Origin of the sequence: Corynebacterium nasorum, from assembly GCF_022347325.1 — a bacterium.
GTDB lineage: Bacteria > Actinomycetota > Actinomycetes > Mycobacteriales > Mycobacteriaceae > Corynebacterium > Corynebacterium kefirresidentii.
Genome location: NZ_JAKRDU010000006.1, coordinates 20,941 through 43,871, shown reverse-complemented (window position 1 = coordinate 43,871; position 22,931 = coordinate 20,941). Strand labels below are relative to the sequence as shown.

At 55.6% G+C, this 22,931-nt stretch carries 18 protein-coding genes and 1 tRNA gene; 11 read left to right on the top strand and 8 right to left on the bottom strand.

Features of this window, described 5'->3' with window-relative positions:
- Positions 1–36: 36 nt before the first annotated feature.
- A complete protein-coding gene (locus tag MHK05_RS06605; RefSeq protein ID WP_239205600.1) occupies positions 37–219 on the bottom strand; it encodes a hypothetical protein in 183 nt (60 codons plus the stop codon).
- A 758-nt stretch (positions 220–977) separates the two neighbouring features.
- Positions 978–1,051, bottom strand: a tRNA-Leu gene (locus MHK05_RS06600).
- 149 nt (positions 1,052–1,200) lie between these two features.
- Here MHK05_RS06600 and polA point away from each other — a divergent pair.
- The 3 genes from polA to MHK05_RS06585 all read left to right on the top strand — a co-directional run bounded on the left by polA (position 1,201) and on the right by MHK05_RS06585 (position 5,242).
- The gene (gene polA, locus MHK05_RS06595) at positions 1,201–3,849 is read left to right on the top strand and encodes a DNA polymerase I (RefSeq protein ID WP_239205745.1); all 2,649 of its coding nucleotides are present in this window, start codon (positions 1,201–1,203) and stop codon (positions 3,847–3,849) included.
- Positions 3,833–4,792 (top strand): DNA glycosylase AlkZ-like family protein, encoded by a 960-nt coding sequence (locus MHK05_RS06590; protein ID WP_275436461.1) that lies wholly within the window; start codon positions 3,833–3,835, stop codon positions 4,790–4,792. Before polA ends, MHK05_RS06590 begins: the two co-directional genes overlap by 17 nt.
- Before the next feature lie 93 nt (positions 4,793–4,885).
- Entirely contained in the window at positions 4,886–5,242 is a 357-nt protein-coding gene (locus MHK05_RS06585; protein ID WP_023021657.1) for a hypothetical protein, read from the top strand.
- On the opposite strand, the gene MHK05_RS06580 is transcribed toward MHK05_RS06585, so the two are convergent.
- Positions 5,206–5,676 carry an RDD family protein gene (locus MHK05_RS06580; RefSeq protein WP_239205598.1) on the bottom strand — a complete coding sequence of 157 codons (471 nt, stop codon included), beginning with the start codon at positions 5,674–5,676 and terminating at the stop codon, positions 5,206–5,208. The genes MHK05_RS06585 and MHK05_RS06580 overlap by 37 nt on opposite strands.
- Before the next feature lie 9 nt (positions 5,677–5,685).
- Positions 5,686–6,417, bottom strand: a complete 732-nt coding sequence (locus MHK05_RS06575) for a class I SAM-dependent DNA methyltransferase (protein ID WP_239205596.1) — start codon at positions 6,415–6,417, stop codon at positions 5,686–5,688.
- 249 nt (positions 6,418–6,666) lie between these two features.
- On the opposite strand from MHK05_RS06575, the gene rpsA reads away from it, so the two are divergent.
- The 7 genes from rpsA to MHK05_RS06540 all read left to right on the top strand — a co-directional run bounded on the left by rpsA (position 6,667) and on the right by MHK05_RS06540 (position 14,836).
- Positions 6,667–8,127 (top strand): 30S ribosomal protein S1, encoded by a 1,461-nt coding sequence (gene rpsA, locus MHK05_RS06570; RefSeq protein WP_239205594.1) that lies wholly within the window; start codon positions 6,667–6,669, stop codon positions 8,125–8,127.
- A gap of 298 nt (positions 8,128–8,425) precedes the next feature.
- Positions 8,426–10,474 (top strand): glucose PTS transporter subunit IIA, encoded by a 2,049-nt coding sequence (locus tag MHK05_RS06565; protein WP_239205592.1) that lies wholly within the window; start codon positions 8,426–8,428, stop codon positions 10,472–10,474.
- 81 nt (positions 10,475–10,555) lie between these two features.
- Positions 10,556–11,164 (top strand): dephospho-CoA kinase, encoded by a 609-nt coding sequence (coaE, locus tag MHK05_RS06560; protein ID WP_239205590.1) that lies wholly within the window; start codon positions 10,556–10,558, stop codon positions 11,162–11,164.
- A gap of 67 nt (positions 11,165–11,231) precedes the next feature.
- Positions 11,232–11,594, top strand: coding sequence for a DUF4259 domain-containing protein (locus tag MHK05_RS06555; protein ID WP_051138343.1), 363 nt, complete (start codon positions 11,232–11,234; stop codon positions 11,592–11,594).
- A 40-nt stretch (positions 11,595–11,634) separates the two neighbouring features.
- Positions 11,635–13,728, top strand: a complete 2,094-nt coding sequence (uvrB, locus tag MHK05_RS06550; RefSeq protein ID WP_239205588.1) for an excinuclease ABC subunit UvrB — start codon at positions 11,635–11,637, stop codon at positions 13,726–13,728.
- Between the two features lie 131 nt (positions 13,729–13,859).
- Entirely contained in the window at positions 13,860–14,312 is a 453-nt protein-coding gene (locus MHK05_RS06545; RefSeq protein ID WP_023021649.1) for a universal stress protein, read from the top strand.
- An 83-nt stretch (positions 14,313–14,395) separates the two neighbouring features.
- Positions 14,396–14,836 carry a universal stress protein gene (locus tag MHK05_RS06540; protein WP_005323273.1) on the top strand — a complete coding sequence of 147 codons (441 nt, stop codon included), beginning with the start codon at positions 14,396–14,398 and terminating at the stop codon, positions 14,834–14,836.
- A 67-nt stretch (positions 14,837–14,903) separates the two neighbouring features.
- Here MHK05_RS06540 and MHK05_RS06535 read toward each other — a convergent pair whose 3' ends face one another.
- The 4 genes from MHK05_RS06535 to MHK05_RS06520 all read right to left on the bottom strand — a co-directional run bounded on the left by MHK05_RS06535 (position 14,904) and on the right by MHK05_RS06520 (position 20,020).
- Positions 14,904–15,920 (bottom strand): App1 family protein phosphatidate phosphatase, encoded by a 1,017-nt coding sequence (locus tag MHK05_RS06535; protein ID WP_239205586.1) that lies wholly within the window; start codon positions 15,918–15,920, stop codon positions 14,904–14,906.
- Positions 15,921–15,940: 20 nt separating this feature from the next.
- The gene (locus MHK05_RS06530; protein ID WP_239205584.1) at positions 15,941–18,166 is read right to left on the bottom strand and encodes a HelD family protein; all 2,226 of its coding nucleotides are present in this window, start codon (positions 18,164–18,166) and stop codon (positions 15,941–15,943) included.
- Positions 18,167–18,323: 157 nt separating this feature from the next.
- The gene (locus MHK05_RS06525) at positions 18,324–19,340 is read right to left on the bottom strand and encodes a DoxX family protein (RefSeq protein ID WP_023021646.1); all 1,017 of its coding nucleotides are present in this window, start codon (positions 19,338–19,340) and stop codon (positions 18,324–18,326) included.
- Positions 19,341–19,417: 77 nt separating this feature from the next.
- Positions 19,418–20,020: an MBL fold metallo-hydrolase gene (locus tag MHK05_RS06520; RefSeq protein WP_200287571.1), complete on the bottom strand. Its 603-nt coding sequence runs from the start codon at positions 20,018–20,020 to the stop codon at positions 19,418–19,420.
- Between the two features lie 65 nt (positions 20,021–20,085).
- On the opposite strand from MHK05_RS06520, the gene uvrA reads away from it, so the two are divergent.
- Positions 20,086–22,926 (top strand): excinuclease ABC subunit UvrA, encoded by a 2,841-nt coding sequence (gene uvrA, locus MHK05_RS06515; RefSeq protein ID WP_023021644.1) that lies wholly within the window; start codon positions 20,086–20,088, stop codon positions 22,924–22,926.
- Positions 22,927–22,931: the final 5 nt, after the last annotated feature.

The following is a 22,931-nucleotide window of genomic DNA, read 5'->3' as shown; positions in this document are numbered from 1 at the left end:
CGCCATAAGGGGAGAGAACCTAAGCGGGTTTTGGTTTTAATCTTCGCCCTGCTTGGAGAGATAATCCACCTTCCACCAAAACCAAGCGGAGGCTGCACCCAACACGACGGGTATCCAGGCTAGGGAAGGGGATTGCACGGCCATCATTGCCAACAATGTAATGAGCGTCAACGCAGTGAAAACTATCGCTTTTATTCTTTCCACTCGCAATCGGTTCATGAAATCTCCTCAATGTGGAAGGTGTGCCAAATTTACACAGCCCAAAATAGGAGACTCTTGTCAGAGTGTCAATGATAGTTTACGGTATGTAACGTGAAATGTGCTTAAATTTTGGAATCGATGTCCTAGATTGTTTCGCTGGCGGCTGAAAGGCGCCTCGAGCACAAGGCGGCGAGATGTGAGGTTTGGGAAATGTCTAGTGATCAAACACAGAAGTCTGGGGACAACCTAGGGGATAAGGTCGAAGGAATGTTCCTGGCGGTTGTTGCGTTCGTTCTCATGCTTTCCGTACTTGGCTTAGTTCTGTGCATAGTTCGCTTCGACGATTATGTCGACGCTTTTGTCGTTATTCACCGTAGTTCATTCGACGGAATCGAGGATGCACGCGTGAGGCGGTGGATAATGGGTGTACTTCTACTTATTCGCTCCCTAGCAGCCCTTTCGTGGGTTACATCCTTTTTCCACCTTAAAAAGACGTTAGCTAAGGCGACTAGAAAGAGATTTCTGTTAATGGGGGTGTACTCCATCGCCTCTGCCTGCGGCTTTGGCTATCTCGCGTTGAGGGCGGAACTGGCGAGCTTGGAAGCCATACGGGTCACACAGGCTAGTATTTGCGGCTTTTTGACGGCCTATCTATGCTTCCAGAGCTTGAAATCCTGGCAAGCTTCTACCCGTTCAACTACACGTCGGTAGGAGGGGCGAACATGAAAAAGACCCCGCTTTTCGATTTACCGTACATGCGAGGTCTTTTCTATCTGTGCCCCTGGTGAGACTCGAACTCACACTGGACGGGTTTTGAATCCGTTGCCTCTGCCAATTGGGCTACAGGGGCGCACAGTGCCAAGGCTTGCTGCCTTTGACTGTGAAAATAGTAGCGCAGGGACTAGGGGAATTCCTAATTGGGTAGAGGAAGCGGGGGAATGCCCACGTCATCCAATAAATGTGCACCGGGGTGTTCGTATGTCGGCTCGCTTCTCTAGGATGGGGCAGGTGACTACTAAACAGCCTCGAATTCTGCTCATTGACGGCCACTCTATGGCCTTTCGTGCCTTCTACGCCCTGCCGGTGGATAACTTTTCTACCTCGGGCGGCCAGCACACCAATGCCGTATATGGCTTTTTATCGATGCTTTCCAATATCGTGGCGGAGGAGAAGCCCGATGCCATCGCGGTGGCATTCGATGTAGGGCGAAAGACCTTCCGCACCGAAATGTTCCCAGACTACAAGGCGCAGCGTGAAGCCGCGCCGGAGGAATTTAAGGGCCAGGTTGACATCATCCGCGAGGTGCTCGAGGTGCTGGGGATTACCACCCTCTCCCGCGAGAACTTCGAGGCCGACGACATCCTGGCCACGCTGGCGACTGAGGCGCAGGCTTATGAGACCCTCATCGTCACCGGTGACCGTGACTACCTGCAATTGGTAAACGATTCCACGACGGTGCTCTATCCCATGAAGGGCGTATCCACTCTCCACCGTTTTACGCCCGCCGCGGTGGAAGAGAAGTATGGTCTCACACCTGCGCAGTACCCAGATTTTGCTGCATTGCGCGGTGATCCGTCCGATAATTTGCCGGGCATTCCCAAGGTGGGCGAGAAGACGGCGACTAAGTGGATTGTTAAATACGGAGACTTGGCATCACTGGTTGAGCACGCCGAAGAAATCAAGGGCGTGGTGGGCAATAACTTCCGCGAGCGCATCGATCAGGTGCAGATGAATCGCAAGCTCACCCAAATGATCACGGATATGGACCTAGAGGTTGGCCCTGACGATCTGGCTTTCAAGGAGGCGAAGGTTGCGGACGTTGCTGCTAAATTCGATGACCTCGAGTTTGGCACCAACCTGCGCGATCGCGTCCTGGCCGCCATTCCCAATGACGGCGCTGAGGCAGCGGAGCAGACCGAGGAGGTCCAAGAGCTAGAGACAGTCATCGATGATGAGCCATTGTCCCAGTGGCTGCCTGGTCGAGAGCATGTTGCGGTCTATGTCCAAGGCGAGGGAAACCCTGGACAGGGTGATGCATCGGCGATTGCCTTCGTAGACCAGGAACGCCACGGCCTGCAAGTGGAGCTGGGCGACCTTTCTGTCGAGGACGATAAGGCCCTAGCGCAGTGGTTGGCCTCCGATGCGCCGAAGTATTTCCACGAGGCCAAGGCCGCGTTCCATATGCTCGCCGGCCGCGGCATTGAGCTGGCGGGTATTGCCCATGACACGGCCATTGCCGCCTACTTGCTGCGCCCTGGTCAGCGCACTTACGCGCTTGCCGACGTCTACCAGCGCCACCTCCTAAAGACCCTCGGCGCCGCCACGGAGCAGCTTTCCTTGCTGGATGATTCCACCTTGGTAGATCAAGCCGCAGCCATTATGGAATTGGCGGAAAGGTTGACCGCGGAGCTGCAGGAGATTGATTCTTTCGAACTTTATACCGACTTGGAGCTGCCCCTGGTGACCATCTTGGCGCGCATGGAAGCTACCGGCATTGCTGTTGACGTAGACATTCTCGAAACACAAAAGGATGCCTTCGTAGAGCAGGTCGCCGAACAAGAACGTGCCGCCCGCGAGCTTGCCGGTGACGATAAGCTCAACCTCAACTCACCCAAGCAGCTACAAACCGTACTCTTTGAGACTTTTGATCTGCCCAAGACCAAGAAGACAAAGACCGGCTATTCCACCGCGGCCAAGGAGATTGAACAACTCGCGGTTAAGAATCCCCACCCGTTCTTAGACCACCTTTTGGCTCACCGTGAGTACCAAAAGATGAAAACCACCCTCGAAGGTCTAATCAAGACCGTGCAGCCGGATGGACGAATCCACACCACGTTTAATCAGACGGTGACGTCGACTGGCCGCTTGTCCTCGACGGAGCCAAATCTGCAGAATATTCCGGTGCGGACCGAGGCTGGGCGACAGATTCGCTCCGCGTTTGTCGTAGGCGAGGGCTACGAAGAACTGATGACCGCGGACTATTCGCAGATTGAGATGCGTGTGATGGCGCACCTCTCGGCAGATCCCGGGCTTATCGAGGCCTATAAGGACGGCGAAGACCTGCATAACTACGTCGGCTCCCGAGTCTTCGACGTCCCCGTCGACCAAGTCACGCCGGAGCTGCGCCGCCGCGTTAAGGCCATGTCTTATGGTTTGGTCTATGGCCTGTCCGCATTCGGCCTATCCCAGCAATTGGGCATCCCGGCTGGGGAAGCGAAGTCCATCATGGAAAGCTACTTCGAGCGTTTTGGCGGGGTAAAGAAATACCTCGATGAAGTTGTGGTCCAGGCACGTAAGGATGGGTATACAGCCACCCTCTTCGGCCGCCGCCGCTACTTGCCAGAGCTCAACTCCGATAACCGCCTAGCGCGCGAGAATGCAGAGCGAGCCGCATTAAATGCACCGATTCAAGGTACCGCGGCAGACATTATCAAGGTGGCAATGATTCGCGTGGACCGCGCATTGCAGGGCATGAAGTCCCGCGTGCTGCTACAGGTCCACGATGAATTGGTAGTTGAGGTCGCCCGTGGCGAGGCTGACCAGATCCGTGACATTCTCGAGCGGGAGATGGACTCTGCTATCGAGCTCAACGTGCCGCTGGAGGTCTCCGCTGGTGCCGGCAAGGATTGGGATGCCGCAGCCCACTAGCGCGGCTTCTTTCTCTCGCCGAGAAAAGGCGCGCCTTAGGCTCGCCTCGCAAGGCTTAACCGTTCAGCGGTGGCAGAGCGCGGAAGAGGTGGCCCGCGCTTTCGGCGTTATGCAAGGCCAAGACCTGCACTCTGTGCGCCGATCGCTGGCCTTGCGGGCGCAAGACCACTCGGATGCCGGAAATATTGTGCGTGGATATCCCATGCGTCATACGCTTTTTGCGGCTTCTATCAAGGACATAGGCTGGATAACTGAACTCTGTGCTAAACGGCGAAAGGGCGACGCAGAGTTAGTGGCAAAGGTAAACAAGCTTATTGATCGTCCGCTTTCGCGTGCCGAGCTTAAGGAGCGGGCTGCCACAACGTTGCCCGAGGTGCCCTTCTGGCATGTTGTGCGTGTAGCAATGGAAAGCGGACACGCCGTCTACTCCGGAGTCGAACAACTCATCACACCGGTTGAGTTGCCGGGATTAGACGAAGCCTTCAATGGAGACCAGGTCGCAGCTACCGCTGACCTAATGGTCCGATATTTCCGCACTCACGGCCCAGCGACGCTGCGGGACTTTGCGTGGTGGACAAAGCTACCGCAAAGACTAATTAGGCTAGCAGCTGACAGCCTTCCGCCGGACATCGAGCGGTGTGGAGAAGAGTCCCAGGACTTTGTCTCGAAAGTTGTAATGGATATGGCCGAGGCGCGAAGAAAGCGTTCGGTGCTCTTATTGGGAGCTTTCGACGAGTACATCCTGGGATACCGAGATCGGTCATTTGCAATGACTTCAGAAGTTCACGAGATACTTGCCCCTGGAAACCGTGGTGTATTTCGCCGCGCTGTTGTGGTGGACGGCCAAGTTCGTGGGACGTGGAATAAACAAGCTATCGAGGATCTGGGTATACCCGGCTACGCAGAGCGGAAGGTTCAGAAACTTTGGCGGAATGCGCGTTAAGTTTTTTTAGATAGCCTGTTCATTGTAGAAAAGTTATGGATATACGGTTCTTAGAACACCGATAGACATTCAGACAGAAAGGAAAAGCGCACAGTGACTCCGGAAGAGAAAATAAATAAATGGAATCTCCGCACTTTTGAAAGCCTGTGGGCAATTCAAGTGAATCTTCCTGCAGCCGATATTAATGAACTCGGGCTAGCCCAATTCCTTGAAGAATATAAGGTTTCTGCAATTTCGTACCCGGTTTTAGCCGGGTGTTACTTTTTGATGGCCATGATCATGGCGCGCGTGGCGCCAAACCCTAAGGTCAGGCGATTGACGGCCGTTGGGGTGATGGTCGTATCCACGGCGCTTGCGTTTCTCTTTCCGTCCGGGTGGATGTTTGCTGCGTTGGTTATTTTCGCACTTGCTTATTACCTCTGGCCACGAAAAGAAGGCGTGTCTATCTGAGGCCGGCGCTCCACTAGGCAATTGGCGAGCATGTCGAAAGGGGTTTGACCAAAAGCGAGCATGCTTATGCTGAGAATTGCTAAAAGTAGCGGCATTACTCCGGGCCAGCCTGTCAGCGTCAGCATTGTGAGCAATAGCCAGGAATTTCGCAGGCAAGCGGTGAAGAATCCTGGGTGGGTGGCAATGATTTCTAGCTGGAGTGACCACTTACCTAGCGAGGTGGATTTCGTAGCTTCCACCCATACTCGATAGACGTAAAAGACCACGGCGGCGGCAATGGCATTATAGAGTTCTAAGGTCTCTCCAGTAAGCGGATGGTCGGCTGCCGCATTCACTACCCACCGCACCACCATGACGATGGCAGCGGCTAGGAAACTGTCAATCCACCAGGCAATGCCACGTCGTATCAATAAGCCAATCCGGTCCAAAACCATGCTCATAGGTTAGCGGGAATTGCGGCAGACGAAAATAATCGTGCCGGGAAAGATTTCGCCGCGCTCCGGAGACCATTGGCCCCAGGTGATCCTAAGGTCTTGCGGCCACTCGGGTTCAATGATGTCCTCGATAAGGAACGGGCCTTTGCCCTGCAAGGCCTGGAACCAGTCGGCGATGGTGCGATGGAACTCAGCATACGTGAGGTTGCCATCGCGGTCTTGCTCCAGATAGGCGCGGTCGAAGTAACTAATATCAGCCGTTAAATCGGCAGGATCATCGGGGAAGATCCAGCGCATGGGATGGGTGACTGAGAGGACAAAACTACCGCCTGGTTTAAGGACCCAGGAGACCTCCTGTAGAGCTAAGTCGAGATTAGCGAGGAAGGGAAAAGCGCCGAACGCAGAGAAAGCAGCGTCGAAGGATTCTGTGGCATAGGGGAGCGACAGCGCATCGGCTTGCGTCAAAGGAAGTGCACCAGCAGCGTGGTTGAGCATGCCGCGAGAGATATCGAAGCCAGTGGCAAAGCGGGAACGCGTTTGGAGCCACTCGGTGCACGGTGCGGACCCGCAGCCAATTTCCAGGACGGAAGAATCCGAGACGTCGCCAAGCAAGTGCACTTGGTCCTCATGGAGCATCTCTGGGCACCAATAGAAGGAAGAAAGGTAGTCGGGGTGCTCGGCATGGTAGGTAGCGGCGTCGCCATCCCAGTAGGCCTGATTTGCTTGTGATGGGGAAATCACAGTGGGGGAAGAACTCCTTGGAGAAAAAGTTGCGTCTTGTATTTGCCCTTTAAGCTGGACAGATGTAGGGTTGAACGGGCGTGTCTATGCCACGGGTTGTTCTAAGCCGTTGTAGGAAGGCTTTAAGCAATCACGAGGCGGGATCGAATACTTTTCTTTTGCTGCTTTGGGCAGCTTAGCAAGCTTTTTTCGAGAGACGCGCAGTTGTCCAATTTCGATTTCCTACATTTATTCGGAGCATTTCTTAATATGCCATCTTCTAACACCCCGCAGGTTGCGATCAACGATATCGGAACCGCAGAGGACTTCCTCGCAGCTGTAGATGCCACCATCAAGTACTTCAACGATGGTGACATTGTCGAGGGTACCGTCGTCAAGGTTGACCACGACGAGGTACTGCTGGACATTGGATACAAGACCGAAGGCGTTATCCCTTCTCGCGAGCTGTCCATCAAGCACGACGTCAACCCAGATGAGGTTGTCGAGGTCGGCGATGAGGTTGACGCACTTGTTCTCACCAAGGAGGACAAGGAAGGTCGCTTGATCCTGTCCAAGAAGCGTGCGCAGTACGAGCGCGCTTGGGGCGCCATCGAGGAGCTGCAGGCCAAGGAAGAGCCTGTCACCGGTACCGTTATCGAGGTTGTCAAGGGCGGCCTCATTCTGGACATCGGCCTGCGTGGCTTCCTGCCTGCATCTCTGGTTGAGATGCGTCGCGTCCGCGACCTGGAGCCGTACATCGGCCAGGAGCTGGAAGCAAAGATCATCGAGCTGGACAAGCAGCGCAACAACGTTGTCCTGTCCCGCCGTGCATACCTGGAGCAGACCCAGTCCGAGGTTCGTTCCGAGTTCCTGCACCAGCTGCAGAGGGGTCAGGTCCGCAAGGGCGTTGTTTCTTCCATCGTCAACTTCGGCGCCTTCGTCGATCTCGGCGGTGTCGACGGCCTGGTTCACGTTTCCGAGCTGTCCTGGAAGCACATCGACCACCCATCTGAGGTTGTCACCGTTGGTGACGAGGTAACCGTTGAGGTTCTGGACGTAGATCTGGACCGCGAGCGCGTTTCCCTGTCCCTGAAGGCTACCCAGGAAGATCCGTGGCGCGTATTCGCCCGCACCCACGCTGTGGGCCAGATCGTTCCGGGCAAGGTCACCAAGCTCGTTCCATTCGGCGCTTTCGTTCGCGTCGAAGAGGGCATCGAGGGCCTGGTTCACATCTCCGAGCTGGCTCAGCGCCACGTCGAGGTTCCGGACCAGGTTGTCACCGTTGGCCAGGAGGTTATGGTCAAGGTCATCGACATCGACCTCGAGCGTCGTCGTATCTCCCTGTCTGTTAAGCAGGCAGACGAGGACTACACCGAAGAGTTCGATCCGTCCAAGTACGGCATGGCTGACTCCTATGATGAGCAGGGCAACTATGTCTTCCCTGAGGGCTTCGACCCTGAGACCAACGAGTGGAAGGAAGGCTTCGACGAGCAGCGTCAGGCTTGGGAGGCACGTTACGCAGAGTCCGAGCGTCGCTTCAACCTGCACACTGCTCAGATCGAGCGCAACCGCGCCGCAGCCGCTGAGGCTGCTGAGTCTGCAGAGTCCTCCAACTACTCCTCTGATTCCTCTGATGCAGCTCCGGCATCCGAGACTCAGGCAGAGGTTGGCGGCTCCCTGGCTTCCGACGAGCAGCTCGCCGCACTGCGCGACAAACTCGCTGGCAACTAAAGCTTCCGCTTAGTTCCCTGCTGAGTTTAGAGCTCAGCTTCAAGGCCGCGTTCACTTCGTCATATAGACGGGGTGGGCGCGGCTTTTGTGATCTTTGAGACAGGCCCTGCAAACGTTTGCTGAGCCATTTGAGGTTTTTAAGTGGCTGACCAGCGCAGTTAAGAAGGGGGAGGCAAAAATCTCCTGGCAAGCCCACAAAACGGGCTTTTGTTCATGTGGGAATCCTCTTATACTCAACTATGACGTTATAGCCAGTGCTGCACTGGTTATAAGTGGTATTTGAACTTAGGAGTAAGAAGTGGCATCTACCAAGGACACTTCCGCCCACATCGTTGAAAGTATCGGCGGCGCTGACAATATTACGTCGCTGACGCACTGTGCGACGCGCTTGCGTTTCCAACTTGCTGATGCGGGGAAAGTTGATAAAGAAAAGCTCGACAGCGACCCAGCGGTGCTAGGCACCGTGCCACAAGGCGCCCACGGCTACCAAGTAGTCATGGGTGGCGGCGTTGCTGACTACTACAACGAAATCATCAAGCAGCCCGGTGTACACGCTTCCGGTGAGAAAACGGCGTCCTCCAAGAAGGAGTACGACGGCGTCCGCGGCAAGTACGACTGGGTAGATTACTGCTTCGAGTTTCTTTCTGATACCTTCCGCCCAGTTCTCTGGGCACTGTTGGGCGCCTCGCTCATCATCATGCTGCTGATCTTGGCGGACACCTTTGGTATTCAGGACTTCCGCGCGCCGCTGGATGAGCAGCCGGAAGGCTTCCGTTTGGCTCACGCCATGTTCCAGTCGGTCTTTTACTTCCTACCTGTAATGGTGGGTGCGACCGCGGCTCAGAAGCTGGGTGCAAACATGTGGGTCTCCGCCGCTATCCCAGCGGCACTTCTTACCCCGGAATTTTTGTCCCTGGGCGAAGCAGGAGATACCGCTAATGTCTTTGGCCTGCCGTTGGTTATTAACTCCTATGGCTCCCAGGTATTTCCCCCGATTCTGGCTGCAATCGGCCTGTACTGGGTGGAAAAGGGACTGAAGAAGATTATCCCAAGTGCGGTACAAATGGTTTTCGTACCATTTTTCTCCCTGCTAATTATGATTCCGGCGACGGCCTTCCTCCTTGGCCCGTTCGGCATTGGCGTGGGCAACGGCATTTCCTGGGTCCTTTATCAAATCAATGATTTCTCTCCATTCATCTTGGCTATAGTTGTTCCGCTGCTTTACCCGTTCCTCGTTCCCATGGGCTTGCACTGGCCGCTGAACGTCATCATGATCCAGAACATCGCCACCTACGGCTACGACTTCATTCAAGGACCGATGGGCGCATGGAACTTCGCCTGTTTCGGCGTCGTCGGCGCGGTCATGGTCATCTCCTTCAAGGAGAAGAACAATGCTATGCGCCAGGTTTCCATCGGTGCGTTTGCAGCGGGCATCCTAGGTGGCGTGTCGGAACCTTCCCTGTACGGCATCTTGTTGCGCTTCCGCCGCAGCTACTATCGGTTGCTGCCAGGTTGTGCCTTGGGTGGCGCAATCATCGGTCTTTTCGACGTCCGTGCAGAAGCCTTCGTCTTTACCTCGGCGTTGACCACCAGTGCCATGACCCCGCATTTGGGCTATGTCCTTGGTATTACGACTGCATTCCTTACTTCTTTCTTGCTCACCTTGTTCTTCGGCTACCGCACGGCAGAAGAAAAGCAAGCTGACTTGGAGCGCATTGCGCGCGAACAAGGCGAGACTGTTGACGATGCAGCTGCTCGCGCAGAGATGAAGTTCCTTAAGGGCAATGGTACAGACTCCGCGATCGAGGGCGGCGCCGTTCCCGCCAGCTCCGCAGGCGCTGCTGCTGCCGGCGTGGCCACTAAGCAGGCTGGGAAAGATGCTATTGCGCTGGAATCTCCCCTCGAGGGCGAGGCGGTCGCTCTATCGGAAGTTCCGGATCCCATTTTCGCCGCGGCAAAGCTGGGCCCGGGTATGGCGGTCCAGCCGGCGGGCAATGCGGTCTTTGCGCCTGCCGACGGCAAGGTGCTCACCGTTCAAAAGTCTGGCCATGCGGTAGGACTGAGTTTGGACAACGGCGTACAGCTACTCATTCACGTAGGTCTCGACACCGTGGAGCTGGGAGGCGAAGGTTTTGAAGTCCATGTGGAAAAGAAGCAACGCGTTTCCGCAGGCGATAAATTGATTTCCTTTGACCCGGAATTTATCCGCTCCAAAGGCTATAACCTGATTACCCCTGTGGTAGTTACTAACGCCACCAAGTTTGGAACTGTCACCGGCGAGCCTGGCCAGGTTTCCTCGAGCGATGTGTTGCTGCACATTTCTCCAAAGGCGGAGGACGCAGAGTAAAAGAGACGCTTTCTCCTGAATTGCAATGAAGAGCCCCACCATCGCGTATGGTGGGGCTCCTTTTCGCGTAGGGTGGCGACCATGAAACTCATTGGCCTTACAGGTGGCATTGGCAGCGGTAAGTCAACAGTTGCATCCTTGTGCCGTGAACGCGGGTGGCGAGTGGTCGACGCCGATGGCATTGCACGCGACGTTGTGAAGCCTGGGAAGCCTGCTTTATCCGAGTTGGCCGCAGCTTTCGGAGAGGAAATCCTGCTGTCGGATGGCAGCCTTAACCGCAAGGAATTGGCACGCCGGGCCTTTGCGGACAAAGAGCACACTGAGTTGCTGAACTCTATTACCCATCCACGCATCCAAGAGGAGACACAGCGGCAAATTGCGACGGCGCGTGGAGATGGCTGTGACTTCGCCGTTTATGATATGCCGCTGTTGGTGGATAATGGCCTGGACAAAGACATGGACTACGTCATTGTGGTCGATGTGGATCCTGAAGAGCGCGTTCGTCGGCTGGTGGCTTTTCGAGGGATAGAAGAGGAAGATGCGCGCCGTCGCATTGCGGCACAGGTACCGGATGAGGTGCGGCTTGCCGCGGCCACGCACGTCATTGATAATAACGGCACGCTTGACCAGCTACGTGTGCGAACGACTGAGGTCCTGGACCGCATTGAAGCGGAGTCACCGAAGGTTTAACCATTGGGTAGCTAAAGTTTACGCCATTTCGAAGTCTTGTTAACCTCGGCAGCTTAAGCTACCCGCCGTGGGAACGTGGGATACTGGGCCTTTTGATAATCACGCGGCGCGAGAACTACTCGCAAGCTTGCGGGATGGTTCCTTCGATCTCAAAAGCTTTCAGCAATCATGTTCCACAGAGCCTATCGACTCGGATGACGCAGAAACTATGATTGCACTCGGCGCCTTGTTGAAATTAAAGGCTGATGCACTGCCGGAAGGCATCGAGCGCGAGGATCTCGCGCCCCTGTACACGCCGCAGTCAAAGGCTTGGCTGCGCCGCCGCATCAATAGTGCGATGCGGCCCGAGACGTCTTCCGTTTATGCGCTGTGGGAGACCACTGGCGAGTTGGAAGAATGGCTTCGCACCGCGCAGAACTCCTTGCCCTGAACGTAGCTAGGCGCGCCACCTAAACAGTAGAGTAGTGGGTATGGCTTTTGCTGCTGAACATCCCCTTATTCCAAATTCCGAGCACCGCGTTGTCAGCGAGGTCGAGCGCACCCCGGGCGAGTTTCAGGTCGTTTCTGAATATGAACCGGCTGGTGACCAGCCCTCCGCCATCGCAGAGCTCAATGACAGACTCAACCGTGATGAGCGCGATGTTGTGCTGATGGGTGCTACCGGTACCGGTAAATCTGCCACCGCCGCGTGGCTCATCGAAAAGCAGCAGCGGCCCACGTTGGTGATGGCGCCCAATAAAACCCTGGCTGCGCAGCTAGCGAACGAGCTGCGCCAGCTCTTGCCGCATAACGCAGTAGAGTACTTCGTTTCTTATTACGACTACTACCAGCCAGAAGCATATATTGCGCAGACCGATACCTATATTGAAAAGGATTCCTCCATCAATGAGGACGTAGAGCGCCTGCGCCACTCGGCTACGTCGGCACTATTGTCTCGCAGGGACGTGGTCGTAGTCTCTTCCGTGTCCTGCATTTATGGCTTGGGCACTCCACAGTCTTACCTGGATCGCTCGGTAATCATTTCTGTTGATGAGGAGCTGGACCGCGATCGGTTCCTGCGACTGCTGGTGGATATCCAATATGAACGCAATGACGTGGGGTTTACCCGCGGCACCTTCCGCGCCAAGGGCGATACGGTAGATATCATTCCGGCCTACGAGGAACGTGCGGTGCGCATTGAATTCTTCGGCGACGATATCGATTCCCTGTATTACATTCACCCCGTGACTGGCGATGTCATAGAGGAAGTAGATGAGGTTCGCATCTTCCCGGCCACGCACTACGTGGCCGGGCCCGAACGCATGGAAAAGGCCGTGGCAGCGATTAAAGAGGAATTGGCTGAGCGCTTGGAGGATCTAGAAAACCGCGGCAAGCTGCTTGAAGCGCAACGTCTGCGCATGCGCACCGAATACGATCTGGAGATGATCGAGCAGGTAGGTTTCTGCTCCGGTATCGAGAACTACTCCCGTCACGTCGATGGTCGTCCGGCTGGCTCAGCGCCGGCTACGCTACTCGATTACTTCCCAGAGGATTTTCTCACCATCATCGATGAGTCACACGTTACAGTTCCACAGATTGGCGGCATGTTCGAGGGCGATATGTCGCGCAAGCGCAACTTGGTCGAATTCGGTTTCCGTTTGCCGTCCGCAGTGGATAACCGGCCGTTGACCTTCGATGAGTTTGAACAGCGGGTCGGACAAACCGTATACATGTCCGCCACCCCAGGCGATTTCGAGCTTACGTCCTCGGATGGCGAATACGTAGAGCAGGTAATTCGCCCGACTGGTCTGGTGGATCCGAAGGTTACTGTCAAACCCACCAAAGGGCAGATTGATGACCTCATTGATGAGGTGCGCACTCGCATATCGAAGCAAGAGCGTGTGTTGGTGACCACGCTAACTAAGCGTATGGCAGAGGACCTTACTGACTACCTGTTGGAGCAGGGGATAAAGGTGCGCTACCTGCACTCGGATATCGATACCTTGCAGCGCGTCGAATTATTGCGGCAATTGCGCTTGGGAGAATTCGATGTCCTCGTGGGCATTAACCTTCTGCGCGAGGGCCTTGACCTTCCTGAGGTCTCGCTCGTTGCCATTTTGGACGCGGACAAGGAAGGCTTCCTACGTTCCACAACCTCGCTTATTCAGACCATTGGCCGCGCTGCCCGTAACGTGTCTGGCGAGGTCATCATGTATGCCGATAAAATCACCGACTCTATGCAAGAGGCAATTGAGGAGACGGAACGGCGCCGTGAGAAGCAGATTGCCTATAACCGGGAACATGGCATTGATCCGCAGCCGTTGCGTAAGAAGATCGCGGATATCCTTGACCAAGTCTATGAAGACGGCGGAGACGAGGAGGCTAATTCCGATCCTTCAGCCATGGTGGAAAAGCGGGATATTTCTAATATGGCTACCGATGAGGTGCAGGCGCTTATCGACGACCTCTCGGCCCAAATGGGTGCAGCCGCGCGTGAGCTCAAATTCGAGCTGGCCGGCCGCCTACGCGATGAGATTGCCGATCTGAAGAAGGAGTTGCGCGGCTTGAAAGAAGCGGGAATTTAGTTTTCTCCCCCTAAAAGTGTGCTGATTGATTCTGCGGGTGCTTCTCTAAACGGCTGCGCTAGTTATACTGAATAGGTGCCAGAAGCGCCGTTTAGTTGTCACTGTGAAATGGTTCAACTGCAAGGAGAATGATGCTTACCTATAAAAACATTGCCGTCGGCACCGATGGCTCTGAAACCTCCCTGCGCGCGGTTCGCGCAGCGGCGTCCATGGCACGGGCGTACGACGCCAAGCTGATTATTATCTCAGCTTTTTATAACCACGCTGGATCCATGCTTGGCGCTCCGAGGGGCGACGAAGCCGGTCTGCCCGTTGTAAGTGAGGACATGGCTGGGACCTATTTGACCAATGCCACCCGTATCGCCGAATCGGAAGGTGCGGAGCACATTGAAATCGTAGGAAAATCTGGAGACCCAGTAAAAGCCTTGTTAGAAGTAGGCCAGGACTATGATGTGGACCTGTTCGTTGTGGGCAACCGCGGCGTGAATTCCGTCCGTGGTCGAGTCTTCGGTTCTGTGCCAACGGAACTAACCCACAAGTCAACGGTAGACGTCGTCGTAGTTAATACCACCGAGGAACGTTAATCGTTTCTCGTTGTTACACTGGCAGTAATGCCCCTGTAGGCTAAATAAACACACCGGGTACATTCCCACAAAGAAAGGTCATCATGAGCGACTACAACTCGATCGTTGTCGGTACAGACGGTTCTAAGTCTTCCCTCCTCGCTGTAGAGCGAGCAGCAAAGATTGCCGCCGCATTCGATTCCAATCTGATCATCGGTTGTGCTTACTACGAGAACCAGGAGCAGGCTTCCAAGACCCTGCGCCAGGATTCCGTTACCATTTTGGGCGATGAGAAGGCCGAGGCTAACCTGAAGGACGCCAAGGCTCACGCCGAGAAGTTCGGTGCTTCTAAGGTCGAAACCGCTGTTCGCCCTGGTACTCCGGTGCAGGCCCTGATGTCCATCGTCAATGACAACGATGCTGACCTGCTCATCGTGGGTAACCGCGGCATCAACTCCCTGACCGGCCGCCTGCTGGGCTCCGTACCTGCAGACGTTGCTCGCCAGTCGGACTGCGACGTGATGATCGTTCACACTGTCAGCTAAATGTGGTGATTGAACCCGCCTTGGTCTTGTTAAAGAGGCCAAGGCGGGTTTCGTCGTTAAGCGCTGCTTACTCCGTGGGGTGCGCGGCGTTGAAGGCTGCGGCAAGGGCACTGCCGTTTGCGCCCTGAATCAGTGGGATTGTGAAATGGCCCTCTTCATTGGCATCTGCCAGGGGGCTCAGGGAGCCATGCGAGAGCAGCTGCTCCTGCGGGCTTAGATTGCGGATGATCACAGAGTGAATCCGGTCTGGGTGCTCGTTAGCCACATCGCCGTAAGTCAATGGATCGTGCTGTCCGTCATCGCCGATCAGGATCCATTGCATGTCCGGGTAAGCGATGAGTAGATTGCGTAGCTGAACCCGCTTATGTTCTTGTCCGCTGCGGAAAAGGCCCGTCTCGGTCGGACCCCAGTCCGTGAGCAGCATGGGGCCTGCGGGGAAATTATGATGGGACAGGAATTTTTTCAGCGAGCTAAAAGTATTCCATGCTCCCGTAGAAAGATAGAACACTGGGGCCTTTGGGAATCGCTGTTGCAGCTGAGCATAGAACTCGGCCATTCCAGCAACGGCCTGTCGCTTGCTGGGGCGCTTAGCCCAAGAGTTCCACGCCGCTGTCAACGCACGTGGCAGCCACGTAACTAAAACCGTGTCATCAATATCGCTGATGATGCCAATCTTGGCGCTCGGATCCACGATGAGCACCTGGACTTCCACGGCTTGCGCGTTGGCGGCCTCGATCGTTGCCGTATGCCAACCAGGTTCTAACCCATGTTCGTGAACGAGGATGTCAACGTACCCGTTGCTATTGGTTGTGCCCGCGACGGTCTTTTCACCAATAGTCACTGAAATGTCGTGGTTTCCCACCTGAATAGTAAGAAACTGCTGGTAGCCGCGTTCACCCCAGGAATCCTTTTTGCCTTCATCAGGATCGTGCATGAGTATGCGGCCAAAAACCCTTACTTGCTCGGTGGTGCCATACCCGGTATAGCCCACAATCTGGGGCTTCCATCCCCGCCGTAGAGAACGCTTCAAAGTAAAGGTGTTCAGCGAGCTTTCAGTTTTGCGCGCAATGTCAGATAAGGCCATGGCCTAAAGCTTACGGGAGCCTAAAGAACTTCGCCGCAGTCACCGACGAGGGTAAGCGACTGGGTAGCACGAGTGATGCAGACATAGAGATTCTGCAAACCCTGCGGGGAGGCATCGACGATCCTCTTCGGATCGAGTACCACCACATGGTCAAACTCTAAGCCTTTGAAACGTTCTGCCGTGGCGGCGTCAATAACTGCTGTGAGCCTGCCGTCTGCCTCCCTGTGTACACCAGGGGTGTAGCTGCCCTGTGCAAGTCGGCGCACCTGCACGCCATCACGGATGGCTGTAGCCGGGATGGCATCAGGGTTAATCATCTCTAATAGTCCATTAGCCAGCTCAGTGATGGGCTGCGGGGTGCGATAGTTGACGGTGAGAAAATGGTGACGGAAGCGCTGCGCGACGAACGGCTTCAGGGCCTCGCCCCAATCATCAACACCCGCCGGTGAGCCGGTCTGGGAAGTATCGCCCACCAAGGTCATCCACCGCGAAGGGCAACGACGAAAGAGCATCCGCCATTCCATGGGAGTTAATTCCTGGGCTTCGTCCACGATGATATGACCATATGCCCACGTATGGTCTTCGCGGGCGCGTTGAGCAGTGGTGCGCTTATCGCGTACCTCCTGACGGTGTGCCAAGGTCTCGGCGTCGATGACATCATGGGCAGAAAGAATTTCCGCTTCAAACATGTCATCGTCATTATCTGTGGACTCGGAAGAAGACAAGATATCTAGAGCGTCTTCTGCCTCTGCCACTTGTTCGCGCCACGCAGCATCGTCAGCTGCCTTCTTTTCCTCAGGGTTGGGCAGGCCGATGAGGACGGCTAGCTCATCTAGGAGGGCGGCATCCGAATCTGTCCATGCTCGCCCTTGTTCTCGGTAGAGCGCCTCTTGAGTTTCATCGTCGTACCCGCGGGCAGCAGAGGCAATGCGCTCAGGTGAGGAGAATAGGCTAGCAAGCACGTCGGTGGGGTGGAGCTCGGGCCAGAACTCATCGATCAATGCAGTAACGGCCGTATCTTCTGCAAGGTCATCGTGGAATTGATCGATATCGGCGCGCGAAAGGAGGTTCTTCCCGCCGAGCGGATCGGCCCCGACTTTTTCAGCCATCTGCAATGCAAGGTCTTCTACGAGGTGCTCAATAAAGGCACCGCGAGCCTCATTGTGTGGCTTTCGCGAGCGCCGGGCCCGGGTGCGGGCTCTTTTCACCATGTTGGGCGTAACGCTTAAGCTGAGTCCGTCAATTGCCAGCTCGCGTGGGTCGGCAGGAAGAAGCTGATAGTCCTTGACCGCGGTGGAGAGAATCTCCACCATGGCGGCACTACCTTTGATTTCGCGAGCGACGAGGTCTTCCTCGTGCTCTGGTTCGATTCCGGGGAAGAGCCCGCCGATGGTTGATAGCACCACGCCAGTCTCGCCCAGTTCTGGCAGCACGCGTGAAATATAGTCCAAAAAGCTGCTATTAGGGCCCACGATGAGGACGCCCGTGGCAGAAAGTAGTTCGCGGTGGGTATAGAGCAGGTAAGCCACACGGTGCAGAGCAACAGCGGTCTTACCCGTACCTGGGCCGCCTTCTACTACCATGACGCCGCGGGTGTTATCGCGGATAATCTCGTCTTGCTCTCGCTGGATGGTCTCCACGATTGACGCCATGTGGCCGGTACGTGCCCGTTGCATGGCGTGGTAGAGCGCCGATTCGCTCGCGACTCCTGCTTCTTCTTCTCGCACACCGGGGCCGGAAAGAACCTCATCGTGTATTCCGGTGACGGTGCGTCCCTTGGTGCGAATTTGGCGACGGGTGTGGACGCCTTCCGGTTGGGCCGTGGTAGCGAGATAGAAAGGCCGCGCCATTGGGGCACGCCAATCTAAAAGCAGTGTGCGATAGTCATCTTCGCGTGCATCTAGTCCCATGCGGCCGATGTAGCGGCGGTCTAGGCCTTCGGGGGTGGGATTATCGCCGGGGGCGTCGATATCAATGCGGCCAAAGACCAAGCCCATTTGGGCCACATTGAGACGATCAAGCTTTGCCTGCAGCCCGTGGTATTCGGTTTCACGGCGCACCAAGGCGTCCGCGTCCGGCGTGGAAGGATCTACATCCGCCTGCACCTCATTAAGCCTTCTATTGGCTGCCGCCACCTCATCGTCGAGGCGCGAAAAAAGTCCGTCCACATAATCTTGCTCAGTAGCGATGGCTGTGCGCTCCGAGGAACCTGCAGCCGCCGCGTGCCTATTGGATGCTGAGTTCACGTGACTCCTTGGTAATTGGACGTTGATGGGGATGGGCCGGGCACGCTGTCCGGCAAGGGGAGAGATGAGTTTAGACCCTGCCGTGACAAAGAACAACGGCCCAGCATAAGGCTGGGCCGTGTGTCACTGCCGAGTTATTCGGCCGCAGAAGTTGTGGCTACTTAGAGCGCTTTTCCAGCTTCTTGATTGCTGCCTCAATCTTCTTATTTGCCTCTTTTTGCAGCTTCTCAGCATGCTTGGAAGCCTTCTTGCTTGCGCGCTTGGACTTCGCACCATCCAGCTTGGCGACGGCCTTATCTGCACGTGCCTGAGCCTTGGTAGCGGCCTTTACAGCACCGGTACGGGCGGTGTCGCGATTGGCTTGTGCGGACTCAAGCCAGTCACCCTTGTTGTCTTCAACATAGGTCTTGGCGTTATCGACAGAGTCCTCAATGAAGGACTTTGCGTTGCCCAGCAAATCGCGGCCAGACTCTTGCCAATCGTCCTTATTGTCTTCAACATAAGTCTTGGCATCGTCAACGTAAGACTTTGCGGTATCGAGCAACCCGCGGCCGGTGGACTGCCAGTCATCCTTGTTGTCATCTACATATGCCTGTGCCTTTGCAGAGGTTTCGTTGATCCAGTCGCCGGCCTTGGTGGAAAACTCGTTGGCACGGGCGGAGAGCTCTTCGCGCTTCTGCTCGGACTCAGACTTGGTAGGCAGCGCCTGCTGAATCTTCTTGTTCGTGCGCTGACCAGCCTTTTGTGCGCGCCAACGAAGGGATGGCTTGCCCTCGGTGTCCTGGGTAGCGATAAACAAGGCGCCGAGCAAAGCGGTATTGGTAAGGAAGCCGTTGCGGCGAGTTTCCTTGTCTTCCTTGTTATCTGCAGCCCAGAAGTTGTTCTTAGCAATCAAGTTGGGCAGAGTTGCGGCGGCCAGAACCGCAGCGGAGGTGCGCGGTGCCTTGCCCAGAGCCAAGGTGGAGCCGGCGCCTACCTTAGCGCCGCCAATAGCGCGGGTAACCAGTTCCGGGTCATTGGGAATATAGCCCTGGTACTCAGAAGGAACGGCCTTGCGCACGGTCTTGAGGAAACCTTCGGTTTCCTTTACATGCTCGGACGCGTTGCGCAGGTTGTCTACGCCTTCCCATACAAATACAGATGCCAGCATGGGGCGGGCAAGCTTGCGAATCATAGTCCTTAAAGCTCCTTAGCTCGTTGTTTTAGACCTATCGTGTGCTAGACCATTGTACGCGGAAATTGGCCACTGGATCACCAGCGGCGCTCCCACCAGTCTTCCAGCTTGGGGCGCTCCTCGCCCAAGGTAGTGGACTTGCCGTGACCGGGGCGCACGATCGTATTGTCCGGGAACTCATCAAAGATGCGCGCGGTGACGTCCTTATACAGGCGTACGAAGTCACCTTCAGAGGTGGTCTTGCCCAAGCCGCCCGGGAAGAGTGAATCGCCCACGAAAAGATTAATTACGCCATCGATGTTTGTAACTAGTGCGGCGCCGCCTGGGGTGTGGCCGCGCAAGATGATGATGGGGAGGTCGAGGCCCGCGAACTTGATGGAGTCGCCTTCGCGGAGCTCAACGTCTACCTCGGCTGGGATAGCCGGAGAATCAAGGAAGGACGCGTAGTGGATAGCGCCGGTCTCAGAGAGAACCTCTTTGAGCGCGCGTACGTGGTCCCAGTGGCGGTGGGTGGTTAGTACCGCGGTGATTTTAACGCCGGCCTTCTGGGCCATGTCGAGGAGTGCGGGGGCGTCATCGGCGGCGTCGACAAGCAAGCCTTCTTCGCCCGCCTGCAAAAGGTAGCAGTTATTGTCCATCTCGGACACAGAAATCTGATGTAACTGAAGCTCGTTAGTCATGTGTCCCAGCCTACGGGTACATTCGAGGGAAGATTGCAATCCCTAGTACTGGAGGTCTGAGCACAGTGGCTGATCGTTTGGTGGTGCGCGGTGCCCGCGAGCACAACCTCAAGGGCGTGGATATCGATATCCCTCGCGATAAAATGGTTGTTTTTACTGGTCTTTCCGGATCTGGTAAATCTTCGCTGGCTTTTGACACCATCTTCGCAGAAGGCCAGCGCCGCTACGTAGAATCCTTGAGTTCTTATGCCCGCATGTTTTTGGGGCAGATGGACAAGCCTAATGTGGAGTTTATTGACGGTCTGTCACCCGCAGTGTCTATCGATCAAAAGTCCACCAACCATAATCCGCGTTCTACGGTGGGCACGATTACGGAGATCTATGATTACCTGCGTTTGCTCTTCTCCCGTGCCGGAACGCCACACTGCCCAAAGTGTGATGCCGTAATCGAGCGCCAAACGCCACAGCAAATCGTCGACGCCGTGCTGGCGCTGGAAGAGAAACTGAAGTTTCAGGTGCTCGCACCGGTGGTGCGCAAGCGCAAAGGCGAGTTTGTTGATCTCTTCCAGGATTTGTCCGCTCAGGGCTATTCCCGCGTCCGAGTGGACGGGGAGACCTATCAGCTAAGCGATCCGCCCAAGTTGAAGAAGCAGATCAAGCACAATATTGAGGTAGTGGTTGATCGCCTGCAGGTAAAGGCCTCGCAAAAGCAACGCTTAACGGATTCGGTGGAAACAGCGCTGCGCTTGGCAGATGGTCTAGTCACCATTGAGTTCGTGGATAGGGAAGAACTCACCCATACCTATTCGGAGAAGGCGGCCTGTCCGAATGGCCACACGTTGACCATTGAAGAATACGAGCCCCGTGCCTTTTCCTTCAATGCTCCGTTTGGCTCCTGCCCGGTGTGTGATGGCCTGGGTACCAAATTGGAAGTTGATGTTGATCTGCTCATTCCGGATCCAGATGCTCCAGCTGTAGATGCCATTCAACCCTGGCACTCCAGCCCCAATTCCCGCTACTTTGTCAAGTTAGTAGAGGGTTTAGGCAAGGCTATGGGGTTTGACCCCAAAACTCCGGTGAGTGAATTAACCGAGGAACAGCGCCACGCGCTGATCTATGGCACCGATGAGGAAGTCCAGGTTCGATATAAGAACCGTTACGGGCGCCAGCGTAATTGGACCGCCCCATTTGAAGGCGCTACCGGGTTTATTCACCGCAAGCTGGAAACTACCGATTCTCAATCCCAAAAGGATCGCCTGCTGCAATATACCCGCCGCGTGCCGTGTAGCACCTGTAAGGGCACCCGGCTGAAGCCGGAGATCTTGGCCGTCCGCTTGGCCTCTACGACTCACGGTGAGCAGTCCATTGCCGGGCTTTGTGCGCTCTCTATTGAAGACGCCTCTGAGTTCCTAGACTCCCTGGTGCTGGGGCACCGTGAGGAAATCATTGCCGGGGCAGTGCTTAAGGAGACTCAAGCCCGCCTGCGTTTCCTCCTGGACGTCGGGTTGAATTACCTCACGCTCGATCGCGGCGCGTCCACGCTTTCCGGCGGTGAGGCGCAACGTATCCGTCTGGCTACTCAGATTGGCTCCGGCTTGGCAGGGGTTCTGTACGTGCTCGATGAGCCATCCATTGGTCTGCACCAGCGTGATAACCAGCGACTCATCAAAACCCTGCAGCGGCTGCGCGATATCGGAAACACCCTCATTGTGGTCGAACATGATGAGGACACCATCCGTGAATCAGATTGGCTCGTCGATGTAGGCCCGCGTGCGGGCGAATATGGCGGCGAAGTGGTCTACCAAGGCGAACCATCCGGAATCGAACAGGTAGAAGAGTCCCTCACCGGACAATACCTTTCCGGCAAGAAGGTGCTCGCCGTACCGGACCAGCGCCGAGAGATTGATAAGGACCGCACCCTAAAGGTGGTTGGTGCTCGGGAGAATAATCTCAAGGGCATCAACGTGGAAATCCCGCTGGGAGTGCTGGTATGTATTACTGGTGTGTCTGGCTCGGGTAAATCCACCGTGGTCAATGAGATTTTGGCTAAGACTTTGGCCAATAAACTTAACCGCGCCCGCCAGGTTCCCGGACGTGCCAAGCGCGTCGAAGGTGTGGAGCACCTAGATAAGCTGGTGCAAGTTGACCAAAGTCCGATTGGCCGTACCCCGCGTTCTAACCCGGCGACCTACACGGGTGTCTTTGACAAAATCCGTAACCTTTTTGCCGAAACCCAGGAAGCAAAAGTCCGCGGCTACAAGGCTGGACGCTTCTCCTTTAATGTCAAGGGTGGGCGCTGTGAGGCGTGCCAGGGCGATGGCACCATCAAGATCGAGATGAATTTCCTTCCAGATGTTTATGTGCCGTGTGAGGTGTGTGAAGGAGCACGCTATAACCGCGAAACCTTGGAGGTGCACTACAAGGGCAAAAACATTGCCGAGGTTCTAGACATGCCAATCTCTGAGGCAGCGGACTTCTTTGAACCCATCAACTCCATTCACCGCTACCTTGCCACGCTTGTCGACGTCGGCTTGGGTTATGTACGCCTCGGCCAAGCTGCTACTACGCTTTCCGGCGGCGAGGCGCAGCGCGTCAAGCTAGCTTCCGAGCTGCAAAAGCGTACCAACGGTAGGACGATTTACATTCTGGATGAGCCGACTACTGGACTGCACTTTGAGGATATTCGCAAGCTGATGCTGGTTATCCAAGGCTTGGTGGACAAGGGTAATTCGGTGCTTGTTATTGAACATAACCTTGATGTCATCAAGGCAGCGGACTGGATTGTTGATATGGGCCCGGAAGGCGGTGCGGGCGGCGGTACCGTTGTGGCGCAGGGAACCCCTGAAGACGTTGCGCAAGTAGATGGCTCCTATACCGGTGGCTACCTAAAGGGCATGTTGAAGTAGGGCAA

Coding starts and splice junctions, on each gene's coding strand:
- MHK05_RS06605 (WP_239205600.1), bottom strand. CDS start 219: ATGAACCGATTGCGAGTGGAAAGAATAAAAGCGATAGTTTTCACTGCG.
- polA (WP_239205745.1), top strand. CDS start 1,201: ATGGGGCAGGTGACTACTAAACAGCCTCGAATTCTGCTCATTGACGGC.
- MHK05_RS06590 (WP_275436461.1), top strand. CDS start 3,833: ATGCCGCAGCCCACTAGCGCGGCTTCTTTCTCTCGCCGAGAAAAGGCG.
- MHK05_RS06580 (WP_239205598.1), bottom strand. CDS start 5,676: ATGGTTTTGGACCGGATTGGCTTATTGATACGACGTGGCATTGCCTGG.
- rpsA (WP_239205594.1), top strand. CDS start 6,667: ATGCCATCTTCTAACACCCCGCAGGTTGCGATCAACGATATCGGAACC.
- coaE (WP_239205590.1), top strand. CDS start 10,556: ATGAAACTCATTGGCCTTACAGGTGGCATTGGCAGCGGTAAGTCAACA.
- uvrB (WP_239205588.1), top strand. CDS start 11,635: ATGGCTTTTGCTGCTGAACATCCCCTTATTCCAAATTCCGAGCACCGC.
- MHK05_RS06545 (WP_023021649.1), top strand. CDS start 13,860: ATGCTTACCTATAAAAACATTGCCGTCGGCACCGATGGCTCTGAAACC.
- MHK05_RS06540 (WP_005323273.1), top strand. CDS start 14,396: ATGAGCGACTACAACTCGATCGTTGTCGGTACAGACGGTTCTAAGTCT.
- MHK05_RS06535 (WP_239205586.1), bottom strand. CDS start 15,920: ATGGCCTTATCTGACATTGCGCGCAAAACTGAAAGCTCGCTGAACACC.
- MHK05_RS06525 (WP_023021646.1), bottom strand. CDS start 19,340: ATGATTCGCAAGCTTGCCCGCCCCATGCTGGCATCTGTATTTGTATGG.
- MHK05_RS06520 (WP_200287571.1), bottom strand. CDS start 20,020: ATGACTAACGAGCTTCAGTTACATCAGATTTCTGTGTCCGAGATGGAC.